Here is an 18,590-nt window from a genome sequence, read left to right on the forward strand (position 1 = left end):
TCATGGCTGGAAAATCTGGAAGAAGTATTAATAATGTACCGGAAAGCCCAGTGAAGAAAATGATCTTCTCCTGGGAGGGAATATTGGTTTTACTGTTCATCGCAGTCAATATTTTCTGTGCAATGTTTTCTGAATATTATAACCTGAGCAGTCTGCTCCGTCAGATGCCGGTTTACCTGGCAGAAGTATTCATGATGCTGCCGATGGCATACATCCTGGTACTTGGCGAGATCGATATCTCCGTAGGTGCGATCGTTTGCCTCTCTGCAACAATGAGCTGTATCGTGTGCAATACAAATGCACCATTTATCGTAGTTGTTATCACAGCACTTGGTGTTGGTACGATCTGCGGTGCGATCAATGGTTTCATCCTGACAAAATTCCAGGAACTGCCTCCAATGATCGTAACACTGGCAACACAGATCATCTTCCGTGGTATCTCCGAGATCGTTCTTGGAAGCGGCGGTAGTATTTCCGCAAGCAACACAGATGGTTTCCGTGCAATCGGCGGAAAAGTTGGAAGTGTTCCATACATCCTGTTCCTCGTAGTGATCCTTTCAGTGATCTTTGCCGTAATCTTAGGCAAGAGTACATTTGGACGCCGTGTATATGCAATCGGTACAAACCGTCTGACAGCATATTACTCAGGTGTACATGTACAGAAGATCCGTTTCATCATCTACACCATCATGGGTACAGTTTCCGGACTGTGTGCACTGTTCCTGGTATCTTCTTCATACGGTGCAAATACAACAACCGGTAACGGATTTGAAATGGATGCCATCGCAATGGCAGTATTCGGAGGTATCTCCTCTACAGGTGGTAAAGGTAATATTGCAGGTGGATTTATTTCCGCATTCATTATCGTTTGCCTTCGTGTAGGTCTTGGTCAGAGAAACGTCAATGCACAGGTTATCCTGCTGATCATCGGTGTTCTCCTGATCGCAGCAGTAGCTCTTCCGAACATCATCGGAAATGTAAAAAAAGCAGTAAGCATGAAGAAAAACTAAATATAATACTAGGGTTAAAAATTCCGGATCCGTATATGAGCTTGCTCATATGTGGATAAAGGTAGTATACTAATTAAGTAAGTGGCTGCTCTCTTGTAGCAGGGGAGCAGTTGCAAATAAAAAACTATATTTCCAAGGGAGGAAAACAAAATGAACAAAAAAGTTATTAGCGCACTTCTTTGTGGAGCAATGGTACTCGGCTGTGCAGCACCTGTAATGGCAGCTGACAAAGCAGGAGACGGACAGAAAATCGCACTGGTTGGTAAATCCGCAGGTAACGCATTCTTCGAAATCGCTGCAAAAGCATTCAAAGAAACAGCAGAAGCTGAAGGTGCAACTGTAGATGTTGTTTATCCAGAAGCTGCAACAGCTGATGCTCAGATCAAAGTTCTTGACAACCTGATCTCCCAGCAGCCAGATGCAATCTGCATCTCCGCAAACGACGTTAACGCTCTTCAGGCTAAACTGGAAGAAGCTATGGACGCTGGAATCAAAGTATCTTCCTTCGACTCCGCTCCAAATAAAGACAGCCGTCAGGTATTCGTAAACCAGGCTGGTACACAGGCAGTTGGACAGGCTCTTATGGATGCAGTTCTTGACATCTCCGGTGGAGAAGGACAGTTCGCTATCCTTTCTGCAACATCTCAGTCTGCAAACCAGAACGCTTGGATCGACGCTATGAAATCCATCATGGAAGGCGATGAGAAATACAGCAAACTGGAACTTGTAGAAGTAGCTTATGGTGATGACGAACCTCAGAAATCTACAGACCAGACAGCAGCTCTTCTTCAGAACTACCCAGATCTGAAAGTTATCTGCGCACCTACAACAGTTGGTATCGCTGCAGCTGCTAAATACCTTCAGGACAACGAATCTGCTTGCAAACTGACAGGTCTTGGACTTCCATCTGAAATGGTTGAGTACACAGGCGATGACGATGCACATTCCTGCCCATACTTCTATCTGTGGGATATGGAAGGCCTTGGAAAACTTTCCGCATATGCAACAATGGCACTTGTAAAAGGTGACATCACTGGTGCAGTTGACGAAACATTCACAGCTGGCGATATGGGTGAATACACAATCACAACAGCTGATGACGAAGGAACAGAAATCGTTCTTGGTGAGCCACTTCAGTTCACACCAGAAAACGTTGAAGAGTACGCAGCACTGTACTAATCAGTACGCTTAAAAAGCTAAAGTTTTTCTGAATATGATAAATCCTTAAAAGACAGGGCGGAGCCGTAAGGCTTCGCTCTGTTTTTGTGATTATGGGGATGTCGGCATCGGATTGGATAAATCTCTTGTTTCTCGATGTTGGGGATCTATTGCTTTATAATGTCCGGGCATGGTAGAATAAAGAAAGTAAATTACTGTGCTTAGAATATCGGCAGCAAAGAAAGCGGGAGTAGCAGATGCGGCAGGCTTTATTGGATCATTTAAGAGTTATTACAAAAGAAGAACAGCGTATTCTGGACGGCGTGGCAGAGGTGGATAAGGATTTGTACACCTCCGGTAAGGATTTCACCGTGGACAGTGCCAAGATGCTCAGCGAAGGAAAACTGATCGCAGTGCGCACACATACGCGATTCGTCCATTTTCCATCTCATCGGCACAATTTTATCGAGGTGCTTTATGTCTGTCAGGGGCAGCTTACAAACATCATTGGTGGTAAAGAAGTCGTGATTCGTGAGGGAGAACTGCTTTTTCTGAACCAGTTTACCAGACATGAAATCCTTCCGGCAGGAGAGGGTGATATCGCAATCAACTTTATGATTCTTCCGGAGTTTTTTGATGTGGCATATACGATGGCGGGGAATAATAATGTGCTTGCAGATTTTCTGGTCAATGTGCTCAGACAGGATGAGGAGCGTGGAGAATATTTGCATTTTAAGGTTGCAGAAGTGTTGCAGATTCAGAATCTTCTGGAAAACATGATTTACTCTCTCGTAACCGGCAAAGGCGATCAGAACCGGATCAACCAGACAACGATGGGGCTTATTTTCCTCTATCTGCTGGAATCTGTACAGTATGCGGAGATGCGTCTCCCAAACCAGTATGAAAATATGATCGCAATGACGACACTCGATTATATCGAACAGCAGTACAGGACTGCTACACTGACCGAACTTTGTGAGAAACTGCATCTTCCAATGCACATGCTGAGCAAGATGATCAAGAAAAATACAGGATTTAATTTCAAGGAATTGCTCCAGCGTAAACGACTGAACAAAGCGGTGGAGCTGATGTGTGAGACAGACCTTCCGATCAGCGACATCATTGCAGCGGTTGGCTACGAGAACGGAAGTTATTTCCACCGTGTGTTCAAAGAACGGTATCACACCACACCGAGGGCTTTTCGCGTGGCAAATGGCAAAGAAGAGCGCGTGAGATTGTGAGACAGTTGGGTGGTAGCGAAAAATTGATTGTGCTTTATAAAGAATAAAAAAGGGACATGTAGATGTAATGAAATACATTTGCACGTCCCTTAGATTTTATTTTATCATTTGTATCAGACAAGAACTGTCCACAGATTATGTAGAACATGAATGCAGAGAAGCTGCTGTTCTGAATAATTGGAAAAGTTCTCTTTTGTGTCCTGCTCTTTTGTACATATCTTAAAATCTGTGGTCAGTATATCACATGGCAAGGTTTTTGACAAGCTCGATATCTGACGCTTTTACTTTGAGGTTTGTCTCGATGACTTTTCCTTCAGCGGTCGTGATCTTAATTTCGATTAAAGTGTCTTCTTTGACAGCGGTGCTGGCTGCCTGAAGAAATTTCGGGAATTTCGGGTGATTCCGGGTAAAGGTTGCCCAGGAACTTTTAAGCTGCATTAAATTACCAAGATTCATGTAAAGTACCTCCTAGTTCTGGTAATGAATCTGTTCGCCCTGGATCACAGGATAACAGATCAAAGTATTGCCATCCAGATTTTCTCTGTGCATATCGACTGCACTGATCTGATGATTTTCGTAAGTTGTATAATAGTAGATTCCCTTTGTCGCGTTGCAGCAGGATGTATAGAGCGTGATCTCGTATTTTCCCTCAGCAACTTCGCAGCAACCCCTCTGCTGATCGACAGAACCAAGGATATGGAAAAACTGGCTGACGCTTTCTGTTTCGGAGTCGCCGGAAAAAGAATTCATCTTTGTGAAAGCGACGCGTGCGAAACGGGAAGCAGAAGACAGATCTCCCGGAAGTCCAAGCGCACCCATTCCGCGGCTGTAGGCAGTAAGTGCCAGATTATCCGCAAAAGTATTCACCGGCTGTTTCGGAGAAAGGTGCATATAGTTGTTCAGCTGGAACATCTGTTGTGGAAAAGGTGGGTTATTTGTGAGCACACCAACCGGATTATCATAGAGGTGCAGGCCATCTGTCATGGACTCCACTGTGATGGATCCGGTTTCATCAGAGATGATCCAGTGAAGCTGTGCCAGAGGAAACTGCTCACTGAACGGTGTATTGGCGAGATTCATGTGAGCAAGAAGTTCGCGTGCTTCTGCAACAGAAGCACACTGGCTTAAGATCCACGGGATAAATTCAAACTGAGCGACATTGTCCGCATCCGGTTTTACATCGGCATAAGCAGCGTTTCCGACAAAATTCAGACCTGCCATGCCGACACCTTTTTCATTAATGGCATCGTAGTATAAAGGATAATCTCCGGCTACATGTGCCATGCCGATGATTGCATAATGCGTTTCTTTTGTACCGGCGTGACGGAAATGGAATGGATAATTCCGCGGGGTGATCGTGACCTGATCGCCGTAGGAAAATTCGTAATCGAGTGTTCTGCCAAAATAAAAGTCTTTGGTCTTATAAGTTGCGGCTGTACACATAAACGTTCCTCCTTAGAAATCGAAGTCTGCGTAATCTTCCGGAAGAAAACGGTGATAAATAATATGGCAGCCTTCGTCTTTGAAACAATAGTAGTAAGTATCTTCCGGTTTGTCAGCGAAACGGATCAGGCGGTCAAATTCACCGTTGTTCATTTCCTCTGTGATAACATCCTGTGAATAAGTATGGAACAGATCCAGAATTTCATTCATGGTGCAGCCGTGTTTTGCAACTAATTCTACAAGCTGCCGGATGAATTCATTCGGAGCTGTGTTGTCGTGCACATAGACCGTACCTTCTTCCGGGATGTGAAAACAGAAACGTTCGCCTTTGTGAGAGACTTCGATCTGTCCAAGTTTTTCTGTGATGGAAGCAGGCAGTGTGTTCAGTCGTTCCTGCATTTCATCAGCACTGTCCCTGGCAGAAAAGAAATGATTCAGGGAAGAGAGCGGATAGTACAGACGGATATCTTCTTTAAAGAAGCCAAGTTTTGCCTGTTCTTCCTTGATGATGTCGATCAGGTTTCGTTCAAGTTTATCGTAACCCATGCCGGGAAACCTCCTTTATATAAGATGGATTAGTTTACAATATGTATTCGACCAGAAGCGCAATGGTCGTAAGCAGTAAGTTAAATTACTGCAACATATTGTAGCAGATTCATACATAAAATACCAGAGCCGTTCGGAAAAATCCTTCGCCCGTTTGGAAATTTATGTTATTGTTTGCACCATTCATGGGGATATATTTTTCGACAAAATATTACAAAAAAAGCTCGTTGACAGTACCAGAGTGGTAGGGTATCATAGAACAAAAGAGACTTGATGCATCTACAGACAGATCTTTATACAAAATCTTGGCACATCGCCGATATTTTTCATTGAGGATAAAATTTATATGGCAGTGCTGAGAAATAAAAATCTTGCCTGCCATTAAGAAGGGAGAAATCGCTATGTTAGTTTTGGTATATCGTAAATGCAGCACCTGTCAGAGAGCACTTAAATGGCTTGACGAACACAAAATCTTTTTTGAGGAGCGTGCGATCGTAGAAGAAAATCCTACATATGAAGAACTCAAAGAATGGTATGGAAGGAGCGGAATGCCACTTAAAAAATTCTTCAATACCAGCGGAATGCTTTACAAGCAGATGAATCTTAAGGATAAGCTTCCGGAGATGACAGAAGACGAACAGTTAAAACTTCTTGCGACGAATGGTATGCTTGTCAAACGCCCGCTTGTGGTCGGCGAAGATTTTATTCTGACAGGATTCCGTGAGAAAGAGTGGGAAGAAAAGATTCGGGGGTAGGTATGATTCCTTTAAAATTGGAAACATTGCTTGCAGGCAAAACTGTTGAACAGAATCGAGTGGAATATAAAGAGAGATGGAATCCCAATGATATTATCCATACAATCTGTGCCTTTTGATGATCGTGTTAATCGTAAAGCTACAATAGAAGACCTCCGTCGTGGATATCTGGAAGACTTTTTGAGAGACAGTAAGAGCTCACTTGTTGATGAAATTAATAAAAGTTCCATGGAAGATCTCCTGGTTTCACTGGAAGTGGCTGATGAAACAGATACGGAATTAAATATACGAAATATTGGCGTGCTTATGTTTACGGAAAGACCGGACAAATTTATCCCGGGAGCACAGATTGATCTGGTGAAATTTAATACAGAGGAAGCTGAAGGATCGGATGATTTTTTTGAAAAGACATTTTACGGACCAATCTGGAAGCAGGTTCGAGACGTTCTTGATTATATCAATACGAATATCATAGAGGAAAAAGTTGTCAAAATCCAGGGGCAGGCGGAGTCAGAACGTTATGTAAATTATCCGTATAATGCACTGGAAGAAGCTATCGTGAATGCTGTGTTCCATAAATCTTATCGGGAACCAGAACCGGTGGAAGTTCGAATTTATGTGGATTGTATTATGATCATTAATTATCCGGGCGTAGATAAATATATCAGTCAGGAAAAATTTAAGTCTGGAAAAGCAAAGGCACGTAAATATCGCAACAGAAGAATTGGAGAGCTTTTTAAAGAAATTGATCTGTCCGAAAAACAGGGAACCGGAATTACAAAGATTCTCAGAGAATTAAAAAAGAACGGATCTCCAGAACCGCTTTTTGATATGGATGAGGATCGAAACTATCTCGAGACTACTATTTTTATAAGAGACGGATTTAATCAGGGTATAATGTCCGAAAAAATGTCCGAAAAGATGTCCGAAAAAAACAGCAGGGACAGTTGGAAAAATAATTTAGATCATAGGGTGATAATAGACCAGAAATCTTTTTGGATAGAGGGAAAGTATTCAACAATGTCAGAACTGGAATTAGAAAGGTTGCACCGGCTACTGGTGTATATGGAACATACAAAAGGATTTAATGCGATAACCAGTGCCAAAGCAGCAAAGATTCTGGATATCCAGCCTAAAACAGCAGCGAGACTTCTCTCAAAAGCAGAAAAAAATAACATTTTCGAAAGTGAAGGTAAGACAAAGAACAAAATCTACAGATTAAAACGTATTTCCTGATAGAAATATACGGATAAGGATGCCACATTAAGCATCAGGAGGAAAGGTACAAATGAAAGCAATTATTTTTGACAAGGATGGTGTTCTGATCAATACAGAACCTCTCCATTACAAATGCTGGAGAGAAATATTGAAAGAAGATGGGATCGATCTGGAATACGATATTTATAAGGAATGTATTGGTGCGACGAGAGCGGTTCTCCTGGATATTCTGAAGGAACATTATGACAAAACATACGAAGATATTGATGAAGTTATGAATCGTATGAAAGATAAAAAACTTGAATTTATCAAGGCAGAAGGCTTTCCAATGCTTGATGGGATTAAAGATTCAATTGAAACTCTGCACAGAGCCGGATATCATCTTGCAGTGGCATCGTCGTCACCGAGAGAGTCCATAGAGATGGAACTGGATGCCATCGGTATACGTAAATATTTTGAAGACATAACAAGCGGCCTTGAAGTAGAGCATTCCAAACCTGCTCCGGATATCTTCCTGTGTGCTATGAAGAAACTTCATCTGACACCGGCAGAATGTCTTGTCGTAGAAGATTCTACGAATGGAGGTAAGGCGGCAGAGGCAGCAGGTATGAAGTGTGTATGGTATCACAATCCGGATTCAGGAGATCAGCTGATTCCGCAGGCAGAACTCGAGATCAGTGCGTGGACTCCGGAAAATGTAAACAAGATTCTGGGGATTCTGGAAAAATATTAAGAATGACAAGAGGAATATCGGCGGGTACAGACACCAGTCGATATTTTTTATACTGTAAAATTTTCACTTGTGAAAGTTTTATCCATTTATCTATTGTATTTTAGGGTATATTCGTGTAAAATAGATTACAATTTAGTCTAGTAAAGCATGAATGCGTGGATCAAATTGCCGGGTAGAAATTGTTCGGCATCTGATAACACGACAGAAATAGAGCAGAGATGGAGGAAGAGAGAAAAATGGCAGATCATGAAATGTTAAATCTTGACGAGATGGGCACTCTGAAAGAAAGTATGGAGCTTCTTGGGGAAGAGTTGATGAATGGCCATCGGATCAACCCAAATCTATATGTAGAATACGATGTAAAGAGAGGATTGCGTGACTCCGCAGGTAAAGGTGTTCTGACAGGACTTACTGAGATTTCCGATGTTACAGGTTACGACCTGATCAACGGACGCAAGATCCCTGCACACGGCAGACTGTACTATCAGGGATATAATGTAAACGATATCGTAGACGGTCTCAAAGGACGTAAATTCGGTTTCGAGGAAACCATTTACCTCCTTCTGTTCGGCAGACTTCCATCCGACAAGGATATGGAAATCTTCAAAAACATCATGGCAAACTTCGAGACTCTGTCCGGCCGTTTTGTCCGTGACGTTGTTATGAAAGCCTCTAATGGCGATATCATGAACGCAATGCAGAGATGTATCCTCACTCTGTACACTTACGATTCCAAACCAGAGGATACCTCTGCAGAAAATGTTCTCCGTCAGAGCATCGAAATGATCGCGAAACTGCCTCTGATCGCAGTATATTCCTATCATTCCTACAGACATTTCCGTAAAGATGAGACCCTGTTCATCCGCAATCCGCAAAAGGGACTTTCTCTTGCAGAAAACATCCTTCTGATGCTCCGTCCGGATGGAAAGTATACAGAACTGGAAGCCAAAGTTCTCGATATCGCACTGATTCTTCACGCAGAGCACGGCGGTGGTAACAACTCCACATTCACCACACACGTAGTTACCTCATCAGGAACAGACACGTATTCTTCCGTTGCAGCATCCATCGGTTCCCTCAAAGGACCTCGTCATGGTGGTGCAAACCTCAAAGTTCAGAACATGTTCGAGGACATCAAGGCAAACGTCAAAGACTGGACCGATGAGAAAGAAGTAGAAGCTTACCTCCGCAAGATCCTGAATAAAGAAGCATTTGATCACAGCGGCCTGATCTATGGTATGGGACACGCCGTCTATACTCTTTCCGACCCGCGTGAAGTCATCCTCAAGAGATTTGCAAAAGACCTTGCAATGGAGAAGGGCATGATGAAAGAATTTGCCCTCTACGAACTTGTAGAACGCCTTGCCGGAAGACTGGTCATGGAACAGAGAAGACTTTTCAAAAATGTCTGTGCAAACGTAGACTTTTACAGTGGTTTCGTATATACTATGCTTGGAATCCCGAAAGAGCTGTTCACGCCGATTTTCGCAATCGCACGTATCCCGGGATGGAGCGCGCATCGTCTTGAGGAGATCCTCAATGCAAGCAAGATCATCCGTCCGGCATACAAATATGTAGGACATCATGCAAGCTTTGTTCCGTTTGACGAGAGAGAGCCGGAGGAGGGCTGCGAGGAAGTACTGAGAGACTTAGAAAAGGAAGAAGCAGGACAGCTGGAAGAAAAGGCAGAAACTATAGAAAAAGAGGCACCACAGGATTCGAAGAAGTGCCCTGAGGAGAAGAAGAATAAATGAAACAGGTTATTTTAACAGGTGACCGTCCTACCGGAAGACTTCATGTAGGACATTATGTAGGATCACTGAAGGAGCGTGTCAAACTCCAGAATTCCGGTGATTACGATGAAGTTTATATTATGATCGCAGATGCACAGGCACTGACAGACAATGCCGAGCATCCGGAGAAAGTACGTCAGAATATCATCCAGGTTGCACTGGATTATCTCGCATGCGGTATCGACCCGGAGAAATCCACGATCTTCATCCAGTCTATGGTACCGGAACTGACAGAACTGACATTTTATTATATGAATCTTGTTACTGTTGCACGTGTGCAGCGTAACCCTACCGTTAAATCTGAGATCCAGATGCGTAACTTCGAGGCGAGCATCCCGGTTGGATTCTTCTGCTATCCGATCAGTCAGGCAGCAGATATCACTGCTTTCCGTGCAACACATGTACCGGTTGGAGAGGACCAGATGCCGATGATCGAGCAGTGCAAGGAGATCGTGCATAAATTCAACACCGTATACGGTGAGACCCTGACCGATCCTAAGATCGTTCTGCCGTCCAACAAGGCATGCTTACGTCTGCCAGGTATCGACGGCAAGGCCAAAATGAGCAAGTCCCTTGGCAACTGCATCTACCTCTCTGACGAAGAAGCAGACGTCAAGAAAAAGATCATGTCCATGTTTACAGATCCGAACCATCTCCGTGTACAGGATCCGGGTCGTGTAGAGGGCAACCCGGTATTCATCTACCTGGAAGCATTCTGTAAGGATGAGTACTTCCCGGAGTTCCTGCCGGAATACCAGAACCTCGAAGAACTCGAAGATCACTACCGCAGAGGCGGTCTCGGCGATGTCAAGGTTAAGAAATTCCTGAACAACGTTATGCAGGCAGAACTTTCACCGATCCGTGCAAGAAGAAAAGAATGGGAACAGCGTATCCCGGATGTCATGGATATCCTGAGAGAAGGCAGCAAGGTGGCTGAAGCCAAAGCAGCCGAGACACTGAATGACGTCAAGGCATCCATGAGAATCAACTACTTTGACAGCGACCAGTCTGATATGTATCAGAAATAAGCAGCCTGTAACGGTTATATGTAATAATCACAACTGCAAGCGGTATGACCAATAATGCAAAATAGTATTGACAATTGTCAAAAATCAATGCTATAATACCGCATATTCCGAGAGGAACTAAGCAGACAAAGAAGTCTAGAGAGATTTCTTTGCCTGCTTTTTTTGTATTACGGGAATTGCGCAGCAATGGAGCAATTCGTATGTAATATTTTATTTTCTAAATACCCATAAAGGAGGAAATGTAATGCGTTTAAATCCAAAGGAACAGGAAAAGCTTATGCTCCATATGGCAGGGAATCTGGCAAAAGAGCGGAAGGAACGAGGCGTGAAACTGAATTATGTGGAAGCAGTTGCCTATATCAGTTCAGAACTTCTTGAACTTGCAAGAGATGGCAAAGAAGTAGTTGAACTGATGCAGCTCGGTACCAAAATGCTGACAAAAGACGACGTTATGGACGGTGTCGCAGACATGGTACATGAAGTACAGGTAGAGGCAACTTTTCCAGATGGAACCAAACTTGTAACAGTACACAATCCGATTCAGTAAAGGAGGACAACTATGAAAATTGGCGAAATCATTCCATTGGACAGAGAGATTACATTAAACGAGGGCAAACCTACCGTCACAGTCAAAGTGGCAAACACCGGCGATCGTCCGATCCAGGTTGGCTCACATTTCCATTTTTTTGAGGTAAACCGTTACCTTAAATTCGACAGAGAAAAAGCATATGGTTTTCATCTGGACATCCCTTCCGGAACTTCTGTCCGCTTTGAACCAGGTGAAGAAAAAGAAGTCCAGCTTACCGCGATCGGCGGAACAAAGAGAGTCTTCGGTCTGAACGACCTGACCTGCGCACAGATCTCAGAAGTCAACAAAGAAGCAGCTCTTAATAACGCCCGCACCAAAGGCTTCATGCCAAAAGAGTAAGTAGATTCTGACAGAAAAAAGGAGGAAACAGATTCATGAGTGTAAAAATTTCCGGTGAAAAATATGCGATGATGTATGGCCCGACAACTGGAGATAAAGTACGTCTGGCAGATACAGATCTGATCATTGAGGTAGAAAAAGACTACACCACCTATGGTGATGAAATTAAATTCGGCGGCGGCAAGACGATCCGTGACGGTATGGGACAGTCTGTCAAGACAACAAGCGCAGACGGAGACCTGGATCTTGTTATCACAAACGCCCTGATCGTAGACAGCACAGGAATCATCAAAGCCGATATCGGAATCAAGGACGGCAAGATCAAAGGAATCGGTAAAGCAGGAAACCCAAGCGTGATGGACGGTGTGACACCGGGCATGACCGTAGGTGCTTCCACCGAGGCTCTTGCAGGCGAAGGAATGATCGTGACAGCAGGCGGTATTGATACGCATATCCACTTCATCTGCCCGCAGCAGATCGACTGTGCACTGTACTCCGGCGTAACAACCATGATCGGCGGTGGAACTGGCCCGGCAGACGGAACAAACGCAACGACCTGTACACCAGGACCATGGAACATGGAAATGATGCTCAAGGCAGCAGAAGAATATCCGATGAACTTAGGTTTCCTCGGAAAAGGAAACTGCTCCGATGAGAAACCTCTGATCGAGCAGGTCAAAGCAGGTGCGATGGGTCTCAAGATCCATGAGGACTGGGGCGCAACTCCGGCAGTCATCGACCATTGCCTGAATGTGGCAGATGAATATGATGTACAGGTTGCCATCCATACAGATACCCTGAACGAAGGCGGATGCGTAGAAGATACCATCAATGCCATCGGAGGAAGAACCATCCATACATACCATACAGAAGGTGCCGGCGGCGGACATGCACCGGACATCATCAAAGCAGCAGCAACCCCGAACATCCTTCCTTCTTCCACAAACCCGACCATGCCATTCACGGTAAATACTCTGGATGAGCATCTGGATATGCTGATGGTATGCCACCATCTGGACAAAAAGATCCCGGAAGATGTCGCTTTTGCAGATTCCCGTATCCGTCCGGAAACGATCGCAGCAGAGGATGTTCTTCATGACATGGGTGTGTTCAGCATGATGAGCTCCGATTCCCAGGCAATGGGACGTATCGGTGAGGTTATCACCCGTACCTGGCAGACAGCAAGCAAGATGAAAGGCGAGAGAGGACCGCTTCCGGAAGACGAAGGTCACGGAAACGACAACTTCCGCGTAAAACGATATGTTTCCAAATATACCATCAACCCGGCGATCACACACGGTATTTCCAAGTATGTAGGATCTGTGGAGCCAGGAAAATTTGCCGATCTTGTTCTCTGGAACCCGGCATTCTTCGGAGCAAAACCGGATATGGTCATCAAAGGCGGTATGATCATCGCATCCAAGATGGGTGATGCCAATGCCTCCATCCCGACCACACAGCCGGTATTCTACCAGCCGATGTTTGCAGCACATGGAAAAGCAAAATATGCTTCCTGCCTGACCTTCGTATCCAAGGCAGCCATGGAAGAAAATATCAAAGAGAAATACGGTCTGGAAAAAACGGTCGTGCCTGTAGAAAACTGCCGGAACATCGGAAAGAAAGACATGGTATTCAACGACAAGACACCGGAAATCACGGTAGATCCGGAAACATACGAAGTAAAAGCCGACGGAGTCAGCATCACATCCAAACCGGCGAAGAAACTTCCGCTGACACAGCTGTACAATCTGTTTTGATAACTTTCTGAGGAGGGCATAAATGTTAGGTGTTTGTTTATTATTTGTAGGAATTGTCCTGATCAATAACGGTATCTGCAACTTTTATAAAGTAGATGGAAAATCCCTCGCAGTGATGAATATTTTTACAGGCGGGCTGTCTCTGTTCATCAACTTTGTAAATCTTGTGCAGGGAAATTATTACGCGGCAGGAACGGGACTTCTGTTCTGCTTCACTTACTTATTTGTGGCAGTCAACAATATCTTTAAACTGAGTGGCATTCCGTTCGCATGGTTTTCCACATTTGTGGCAATCAACGCAGTGGTATTTGGAACACTGGAAGGATTTACAGGAAGCACAGCACTTGGCATCCAGCCGGACATCCGCTGGGCTGCGATCTGGTATCTCTGGGCGATCCTCTGGGGAACATCCTTCGTTGAGGACATCATGGGTAAAAAACTCGGCAAGTTTGTGCCGGCCCTGCAGGTATTTGAGGGCATCGTGACCGCCTGGATTCCTGGCGTACTGATGCTGATCGGAAAGTGGTAAAAAGGTAATTCCGCGAGGAGGAACATACAATGATTTGTGAAAAAATTCTGGGAAAACTGACAGATGGAGAGTTCTCCGGAAAAAAGGTGGATTACGTGGACATTCACTGGGATGAAGCATTCAAAAAACTTCACAGAAAAACAAGTCAGGGAGGCACAGAACTCGGCATCCGTCTGGATGACTCTGTGCTGACCAGAGGGCTGAATCAGGATGATGTTCTCGCAGTGGAGGGTGATACCGTGTATGCGGTAAACATCCCTCCCTGCGAGGTGATCGTGGTCACTGTCGACGAACATCATCCACATATGGTGGCAAAGGTGTGCTACGAGATCGGAAACCGTCATGCACCATTGTTTTGGGGTGCGAAAGAGGGAACTTTCATCACACCATATAACGAACCGATGCGGGTAATGCTGGATAAACTTCACGGCGTTTCCACAGAGGTAAAAGAATCCAAACTGGATTTTGACAGAAGGATTTCTGCTTCCGTACATTCCCATACCCATTAGGAGGCAGGTCTATGACAGAAGGAACAGCGAAATTTTTTCTGCTTCAGGTAAATGATGCACTGTTTCCGATCGGTGGATATTCCCACTCCTACGGGCTGGAAACTTATATCCAGAAGGGAATTGTCCATGATGAGGACAGTGCAGAAGAATTTATCCACAAGCGGCTCGAATATAATTTTTTGTATAATGAATTTCTGGCAGTGAGACTTGGATGGGAATATGCGGTCAGCGGAGATCTGGCGGCAATTTCCCGTCTGGAAGAGATCATGGAAGCCGGAAAGATCCCGCGCGAAACAAGAGAAGCAAGCCGGAAACTGGGTTCCCGTTTTATCAAAACTCTGTCGGCGCTTGAGATTCCGCGCGAGAACCGTGTTTTTGAGGAATACAGAGAGGCACGGAAGGGAAAAAGCGTGCATCACGCAGTGGCTTACGGTGTTTTCTGCGGGGCAGCGGGAATCACCAGAGAAGAGGCACTGGAACATTTTCTGTATGCGCAGACCTCTGCGATGGTCACAAACTGTGTAAAAACAATCCCGTTAAGCCAGTCATCCGGGCAGAAACTCCTGAGTGGATGTTACCCGCTTCTCCAGAAACTGACCGAGGAAGTGACAGAGCTCGGAGAAGAATGGCTCGGACTTTCCGGCCCGGGATTTGACCTTCGGTGTATGCAGCATGAAGGACTGTATTCACGTATATATATGTCCTGATACCAGGGAGAAAAGTTCAAAAAGCCGTTCGTGCCTGCACGATAAGGATTTTGAATGATTATGAGAAAATAATGAGAAAATAATGAGAGGATGAGGAACAATGTCATACGTAAAAATTGGTGTGGCAGGACCGGTTGGTTCCGGCAAGACTGCCCTGATCGAATGTCTTACAAGACAGATGGCTTCTGAATACAGCATTGGTGTCATCACCAATGATATCTATACAAAGGAAGATGCAGAATTCCTGAGCAAAAACTCTGTTCTTCCACGCGAGCGGATCACAGGCGTAGAGACCGGCGGCTGCCCGCACACCGCAATCCGTGAAGACGCCTCCATGAACCTGGAAGCAGTAGAAGAGATGATGGAAAAATTCCCTGACATTCAGCTCCTGTTCATCGAGAGCGGCGGCGACAACCTTTCCGCAACCTTCAGCCCGGAACTCGTAGATGCGACAATCTTCGTCATTGATGTGGCAGAGGGCGACAAGATCCCGCGAAAAGGCGGCCCTGGAATCACCAAGTCAGACCTTCTCGTTATCAACAAGATCGACCTGGCTCCATATGTTGGTGCGGACCTTTCTGTTATGGAAAGAGACTCAAAGAAGATGCGCGGCGAGAGGCCGTTCCTTTTTACAAATATCCGCGGACTGGACGGCACGGATGCCGTGATAGACTGGATCAAGAAAAATGTACTTCTGGAAGGATGTTAAAGCGTGACGACAGAAAATAAATTTGGAAAGACATCGGAGGTAAGACTGGAAACAGAACTGAGAGATGGAAAAGCCGTGCTGAGTGATGTGTTTTTTACAGCGCCTTTCAAGGTGATGCTTCCATTTTATCTTCGGGAAGATTTTATGCAGGTGATGGTGCTTTCTGCATCGGCTGGTATCATGGAAGGGGATGTGCAGAAATTTGACATCCACGTAAATCCGGGAACCAGCCTGGAATATCTGTCGCAGGCATATGAGAAGATCCACAAAATGAAAGAGGGCATGGCGAGGCGGGAGACCAGGATTATCGTGGAGCCAGATGCATACCTCAAATATGCACCGCTTCCAACCATCCCGTTCAAAGATTCTGCCTTTGAGAATCATCTGGAGATCGAGCTGAAAGAAAAAACTTCCCGGCTTCTGTTCCAGGAGATCCTGTCCTGTGGAAGAGCCGCCTGCGGCGAGGCATTTGCCTATCGCTTTTATCATAACCATGTGGCAGTCAGAGAAGAGGGGAATCTCATTTATCTTGACAACACCCGGTATGACCCGAAGCTCTTTGAAATGAGCGGAACCGGGATGTACGAAGGATTTACCCATCTTCTGAATCTGGTGTTTTTTAACATTGAGAAATCAGAATCCTGGATGAGTGAAGTGAGAGAACTCCTCGATGAAACGCCGGAGATCGAAGGTGGTGTGACAAGGATCGCAAGCGGCGACGCGGCTGTGCGTATCCTCGGAAGAGGCTCAGAACCCCTTCTTAAGATATCAGAAAAGATCCAGAGCATGGATTAAAGGATGGAAAGACGCTTAAAAACTTATATTTATGATTCAGAAAAACAGCTGTTTTTGGGAAAATCCGGAGCAGTTGTTTTTTTGTGCATTTTAAATCCGATAGAAAAAACAGAATGTTGTTTTGTGTGGATTTCTTTTTATAAAACAGTTGTTTTTTGCTGACTTGACGGAAAATCGCCTTGACATTATGTATACAAAATAGTACAATTAATACTATTAGATAGATAGTATTTTGCACTAATATACATAGTGAACAGTCATATTGAAAGTGAGGCAGCTATTAATGGCAGATGAACATAGAGATCAGATCAGAATCGTGCAGGAGACTGTAGCAGGTAAGGAGATTACTTTTGCGCATGTAATGGGCGGCCCGGCTCCGATCATATATCAGAAACTCGGACTGAACCCGCAGGTGGATTACCGTTCATCCGCGATCGGGATCATGAACATGACTCCGTCAGAATCCGCAGTCATCGCATCCGACATCGCAGTCAAGAGCGGCAATGTCTATCTTGGATTTGCAGACCGTTTTACAGGAACCATGATCATTACAGGAGAGATTTCAGACGTTATGTCCGCAATGACAGAGGTTGTCGATTATTTCCGTGATACTCTGGGATACGTAGTCTGCAAGATCACCAAGAGATAGGACGTAGGACATGGAAGAACGAATAACGAGAGAAGAACTTCTCGAGAAGCTGTTTAATGATGATTATGAGCATCTGAAGGGGAAGAAACTCCGTATGACACGTGTACGGGTTCCGGGTAAATCTATTGATTTTGCACATGTTTTTACACCTTCAGATCCGTCGGTGTATCAGAATCTTGCACTTCATATTGGCGTACATGAGGGCGAGGATCATACAGGAGAGTCCATCGGCATCATCCGTATCACGCCGTGGGAGGCAATCGTAGTTGCGACAGATGTTGCAGTCAAAGCAGCTGATGTTGAGGTTGGTTTTATGGACAGATTCAGTGGTGCATTGATCATACTCGGCGGTTTATCACAGGTGCTGACCGCGATCGAGGAAGTCGTCAGATTTTTCCGCGATGAGCTGAACTTTAACGTATGCGAGATTCACAAAAGCTGAAACAGGACAGGATAAATAATGAAGAAAGTTTTTTTGATGGGGCGAAGTGAAGCAGGTAAGACCTCTCTGACCCAGGCATTGAAGGGTGAGGAACTCCACTATCACAAGACCCAGTATACAAATTCAAATGAAGATACGATTGATTCTCCGGGAGAATACGCAGAATCCAAGCATTTCAGCGTCGGTCTGGCATGTTTTTCCTTCGAGGCAGACGTGATCGCAATCGTGCAGGCGGCAAACGAGCCGTTTAACCTGTTCAGCGACGGAAGCAGGAACTTTCTCCTTCGCCCGCTGATCGGCATTATCACAAAAGTAGACTCCCCCTATGCGAACCTTCCAATGGTCCGTCAGTGGATGGAGAATATGGGCTGCGAGCGGATCTTCGAGGTCAACAACGTAACAAGAGAGGGAATCTCAGAACTGATGGATTACCTCAAGGACGACCTTCCGAAACTCACCCTCGAGCAGGCAAAGTTCAAGCAGAGCCTTGGCCTGAACGAATGGCAGCCGTTGCCGGAGGGCGTGGAGTATCCGGAGAATATCAGATAAAAAATTAATAAATATGAGGAATATTATTAGAGAAGATCAGAGATGGTCTTCTTTTTTTTTCATATCAAGTAGATATCAATGACACATTTGG

Annotated in this window: 22 protein-coding genes; 19 read left to right on the forward strand and 3 right to left on the reverse strand. The window is 44.9% G+C overall.

What is annotated here, in order from left to right:
- Nucleotides 1–2: 2 nt before the first annotated feature.
- The 3 genes from KQI91_RS04915 (at nucleotide 3) to KQI91_RS04925 (ending at nucleotide 3,409) form a co-directional block, all read left to right on the forward strand.
- Entirely contained in the window at nucleotides 3–1,010 is a 1,008-nt protein-coding gene (locus KQI91_RS04915) for an ABC transporter permease (RefSeq protein ID WP_216391745.1), read from the forward strand.
- 150 nt (nucleotides 1,011–1,160) lie between these two features.
- Entirely contained in the window at nucleotides 1,161–2,189 is a 1,029-nt protein-coding gene (locus KQI91_RS04920; protein WP_216391746.1) for a substrate-binding domain-containing protein, read from the forward strand.
- Nucleotides 2,190–2,425: 236 nt separating this feature from the next.
- Nucleotides 2,426–3,409, forward strand: a complete 984-nt coding sequence (locus KQI91_RS04925; protein WP_216391747.1) for an AraC family transcriptional regulator — start codon at nucleotides 2,426–2,428, stop codon at nucleotides 3,407–3,409.
- 240 nt (nucleotides 3,410–3,649) lie between these two features.
- Here the strand turns inward: KQI91_RS04925 and KQI91_RS04930 are convergent, their stop codons facing one another.
- From KQI91_RS04930 to KQI91_RS04940, 3 genes are read right to left on the reverse strand one after another with little or no spacing between them, the layout of a single operon-like run.
- Nucleotides 3,650–3,865 carry a hypothetical protein gene (locus KQI91_RS04930; protein WP_216391748.1) on the reverse strand — a complete coding sequence of 72 codons (216 nt, stop codon included), beginning with the start codon at nucleotides 3,863–3,865 and terminating at the stop codon, nucleotides 3,650–3,652.
- Between the two features lie 12 nt (nucleotides 3,866–3,877).
- On the reverse strand, nucleotides 3,878–4,852 hold the full coding sequence (bsh, locus tag KQI91_RS04935) for a choloylglycine hydrolase (protein WP_216391749.1): 975 nt from the start codon (nucleotides 4,850–4,852) through the stop codon (nucleotides 3,878–3,880).
- Between the two features lie 12 nt (nucleotides 4,853–4,864).
- The gene (locus tag KQI91_RS04940; protein WP_216391750.1) at nucleotides 4,865–5,398 is read right to left on the reverse strand and encodes a DUF3877 family protein; all 534 of its coding nucleotides are present in this window, start codon (nucleotides 5,396–5,398) and stop codon (nucleotides 4,865–4,867) included.
- A 401-nt stretch (nucleotides 5,399–5,799) separates the two neighbouring features.
- On the opposite strand from KQI91_RS04940, the gene KQI91_RS04945 reads away from it, so the two are divergent.
- The 16 genes from KQI91_RS04945 to KQI91_RS05020 all read left to right on the forward strand — a co-directional run bounded on the left by KQI91_RS04945 (nucleotide 5,800) and on the right by KQI91_RS05020 (nucleotide 18,499).
- Nucleotides 5,800–6,153, forward strand: coding sequence for an arsenate reductase family protein (locus tag KQI91_RS04945; RefSeq protein ID WP_216391751.1), 354 nt, complete (start codon nucleotides 5,800–5,802; stop codon nucleotides 6,151–6,153).
- A gap of 45 nt (nucleotides 6,154–6,198) precedes the next feature.
- Nucleotides 6,199–7,389 carry an ATP-binding protein gene (locus KQI91_RS04950; RefSeq protein WP_253288360.1) on the forward strand — a complete coding sequence of 397 codons (1,191 nt, stop codon included), beginning with the start codon at nucleotides 6,199–6,201 and terminating at the stop codon, nucleotides 7,387–7,389.
- A gap of 52 nt (nucleotides 7,390–7,441) precedes the next feature.
- Entirely contained in the window at nucleotides 7,442–8,104 is a 663-nt protein-coding gene (locus KQI91_RS04955) for an HAD family hydrolase (RefSeq protein WP_216391752.1), read from the forward strand.
- A 236-nt stretch (nucleotides 8,105–8,340) separates the two neighbouring features.
- On the forward strand, nucleotides 8,341–9,858 hold the full coding sequence (locus KQI91_RS04960; protein WP_216391753.1) for a citrate/2-methylcitrate synthase: 1,518 nt from the start codon (nucleotides 8,341–8,343) through the stop codon (nucleotides 9,856–9,858).
- Nucleotides 9,855–10,925: a tryptophan--tRNA ligase gene (gene trpS, locus KQI91_RS04965; RefSeq protein WP_216391754.1), complete on the forward strand. Its 1,071-nt coding sequence runs from the start codon at nucleotides 9,855–9,857 to the stop codon at nucleotides 10,923–10,925. The genes KQI91_RS04960 and trpS overlap by 4 nt, the downstream gene beginning before the upstream one ends.
- A 244-nt stretch (nucleotides 10,926–11,169) precedes the next feature.
- Nucleotides 11,170–11,472, forward strand: coding sequence for an urease subunit gamma (gene ureA / locus KQI91_RS04970; protein ID WP_022214469.1), 303 nt, complete (start codon nucleotides 11,170–11,172; stop codon nucleotides 11,470–11,472).
- Nucleotides 11,473–11,484: 12 nt separating this feature from the next.
- Entirely contained in the window at nucleotides 11,485–11,853 is a 369-nt protein-coding gene (ureB, locus tag KQI91_RS04975; protein WP_022214468.1) for an urease subunit beta, read from the forward strand.
- Between the two features lie 35 nt (nucleotides 11,854–11,888).
- On the forward strand, nucleotides 11,889–13,610 hold the full coding sequence (gene ureB / locus KQI91_RS04980) for an urease subunit beta (protein WP_216391755.1): 1,722 nt from the start codon (nucleotides 11,889–11,891) through the stop codon (nucleotides 13,608–13,610).
- Between the two features lie 22 nt (nucleotides 13,611–13,632).
- Entirely contained in the window at nucleotides 13,633–14,139 is a 507-nt protein-coding gene (locus tag KQI91_RS04985; RefSeq protein ID WP_022214466.1) for an AmiS/UreI family transporter, read from the forward strand.
- A gap of 29 nt (nucleotides 14,140–14,168) precedes the next feature.
- Nucleotides 14,169–14,648: an urease accessory protein UreE gene (locus KQI91_RS04990; protein ID WP_118253175.1), complete on the forward strand. Its 480-nt coding sequence runs from the start codon at nucleotides 14,169–14,171 to the stop codon at nucleotides 14,646–14,648.
- A gap of 11 nt (nucleotides 14,649–14,659) precedes the next feature.
- Nucleotides 14,660–15,355 (forward strand): urease accessory protein UreF, encoded by a 696-nt coding sequence (locus KQI91_RS04995; protein WP_216391756.1) that lies wholly within the window; start codon nucleotides 14,660–14,662, stop codon nucleotides 15,353–15,355.
- A 100-nt stretch (nucleotides 15,356–15,455) separates the two neighbouring features.
- A complete protein-coding gene (gene ureG / locus KQI91_RS05000) occupies nucleotides 15,456–16,064 on the forward strand; it encodes an urease accessory protein UreG (RefSeq protein ID WP_022214463.1) in 609 nt (202 codons plus the stop codon).
- Nucleotides 16,065–16,067: 3 nt separating this feature from the next.
- On the forward strand, nucleotides 16,068–16,859 hold the full coding sequence (locus tag KQI91_RS05005; RefSeq protein WP_216391757.1) for an urease accessory protein UreD: 792 nt from the start codon (nucleotides 16,068–16,070) through the stop codon (nucleotides 16,857–16,859).
- A gap of 283 nt (nucleotides 16,860–17,142) precedes the next feature.
- The gene (locus tag KQI91_RS05010; RefSeq protein ID WP_022214461.1) at nucleotides 17,143–17,508 is read left to right on the forward strand and encodes a BMC domain-containing protein; all 366 of its coding nucleotides are present in this window, start codon (nucleotides 17,143–17,145) and stop codon (nucleotides 17,506–17,508) included.
- Between the two features lie 10 nt (nucleotides 17,509–17,518).
- Nucleotides 17,519–17,950 carry a BMC domain-containing protein gene (locus tag KQI91_RS05015; protein WP_022214460.1) on the forward strand — a complete coding sequence of 144 codons (432 nt, stop codon included), beginning with the start codon at nucleotides 17,519–17,521 and terminating at the stop codon, nucleotides 17,948–17,950.
- Between the two features lie 18 nt (nucleotides 17,951–17,968).
- Complete coding sequence (locus KQI91_RS05020) at nucleotides 17,969–18,499, forward strand: EutP/PduV family microcompartment system protein (protein WP_216391758.1); 531 nt, start codon at nucleotides 17,969–17,971, stop codon at nucleotides 18,497–18,499.
- Nucleotides 18,500–18,590 lie beyond the last annotated feature (91 nt).

It is taken from the genome of Blautia sp. MSJ-19, assembly GCF_018918125.1.
Lineage (GTDB): Bacteria > Bacillota > Clostridia > Lachnospirales > Lachnospiraceae > Blautia_A.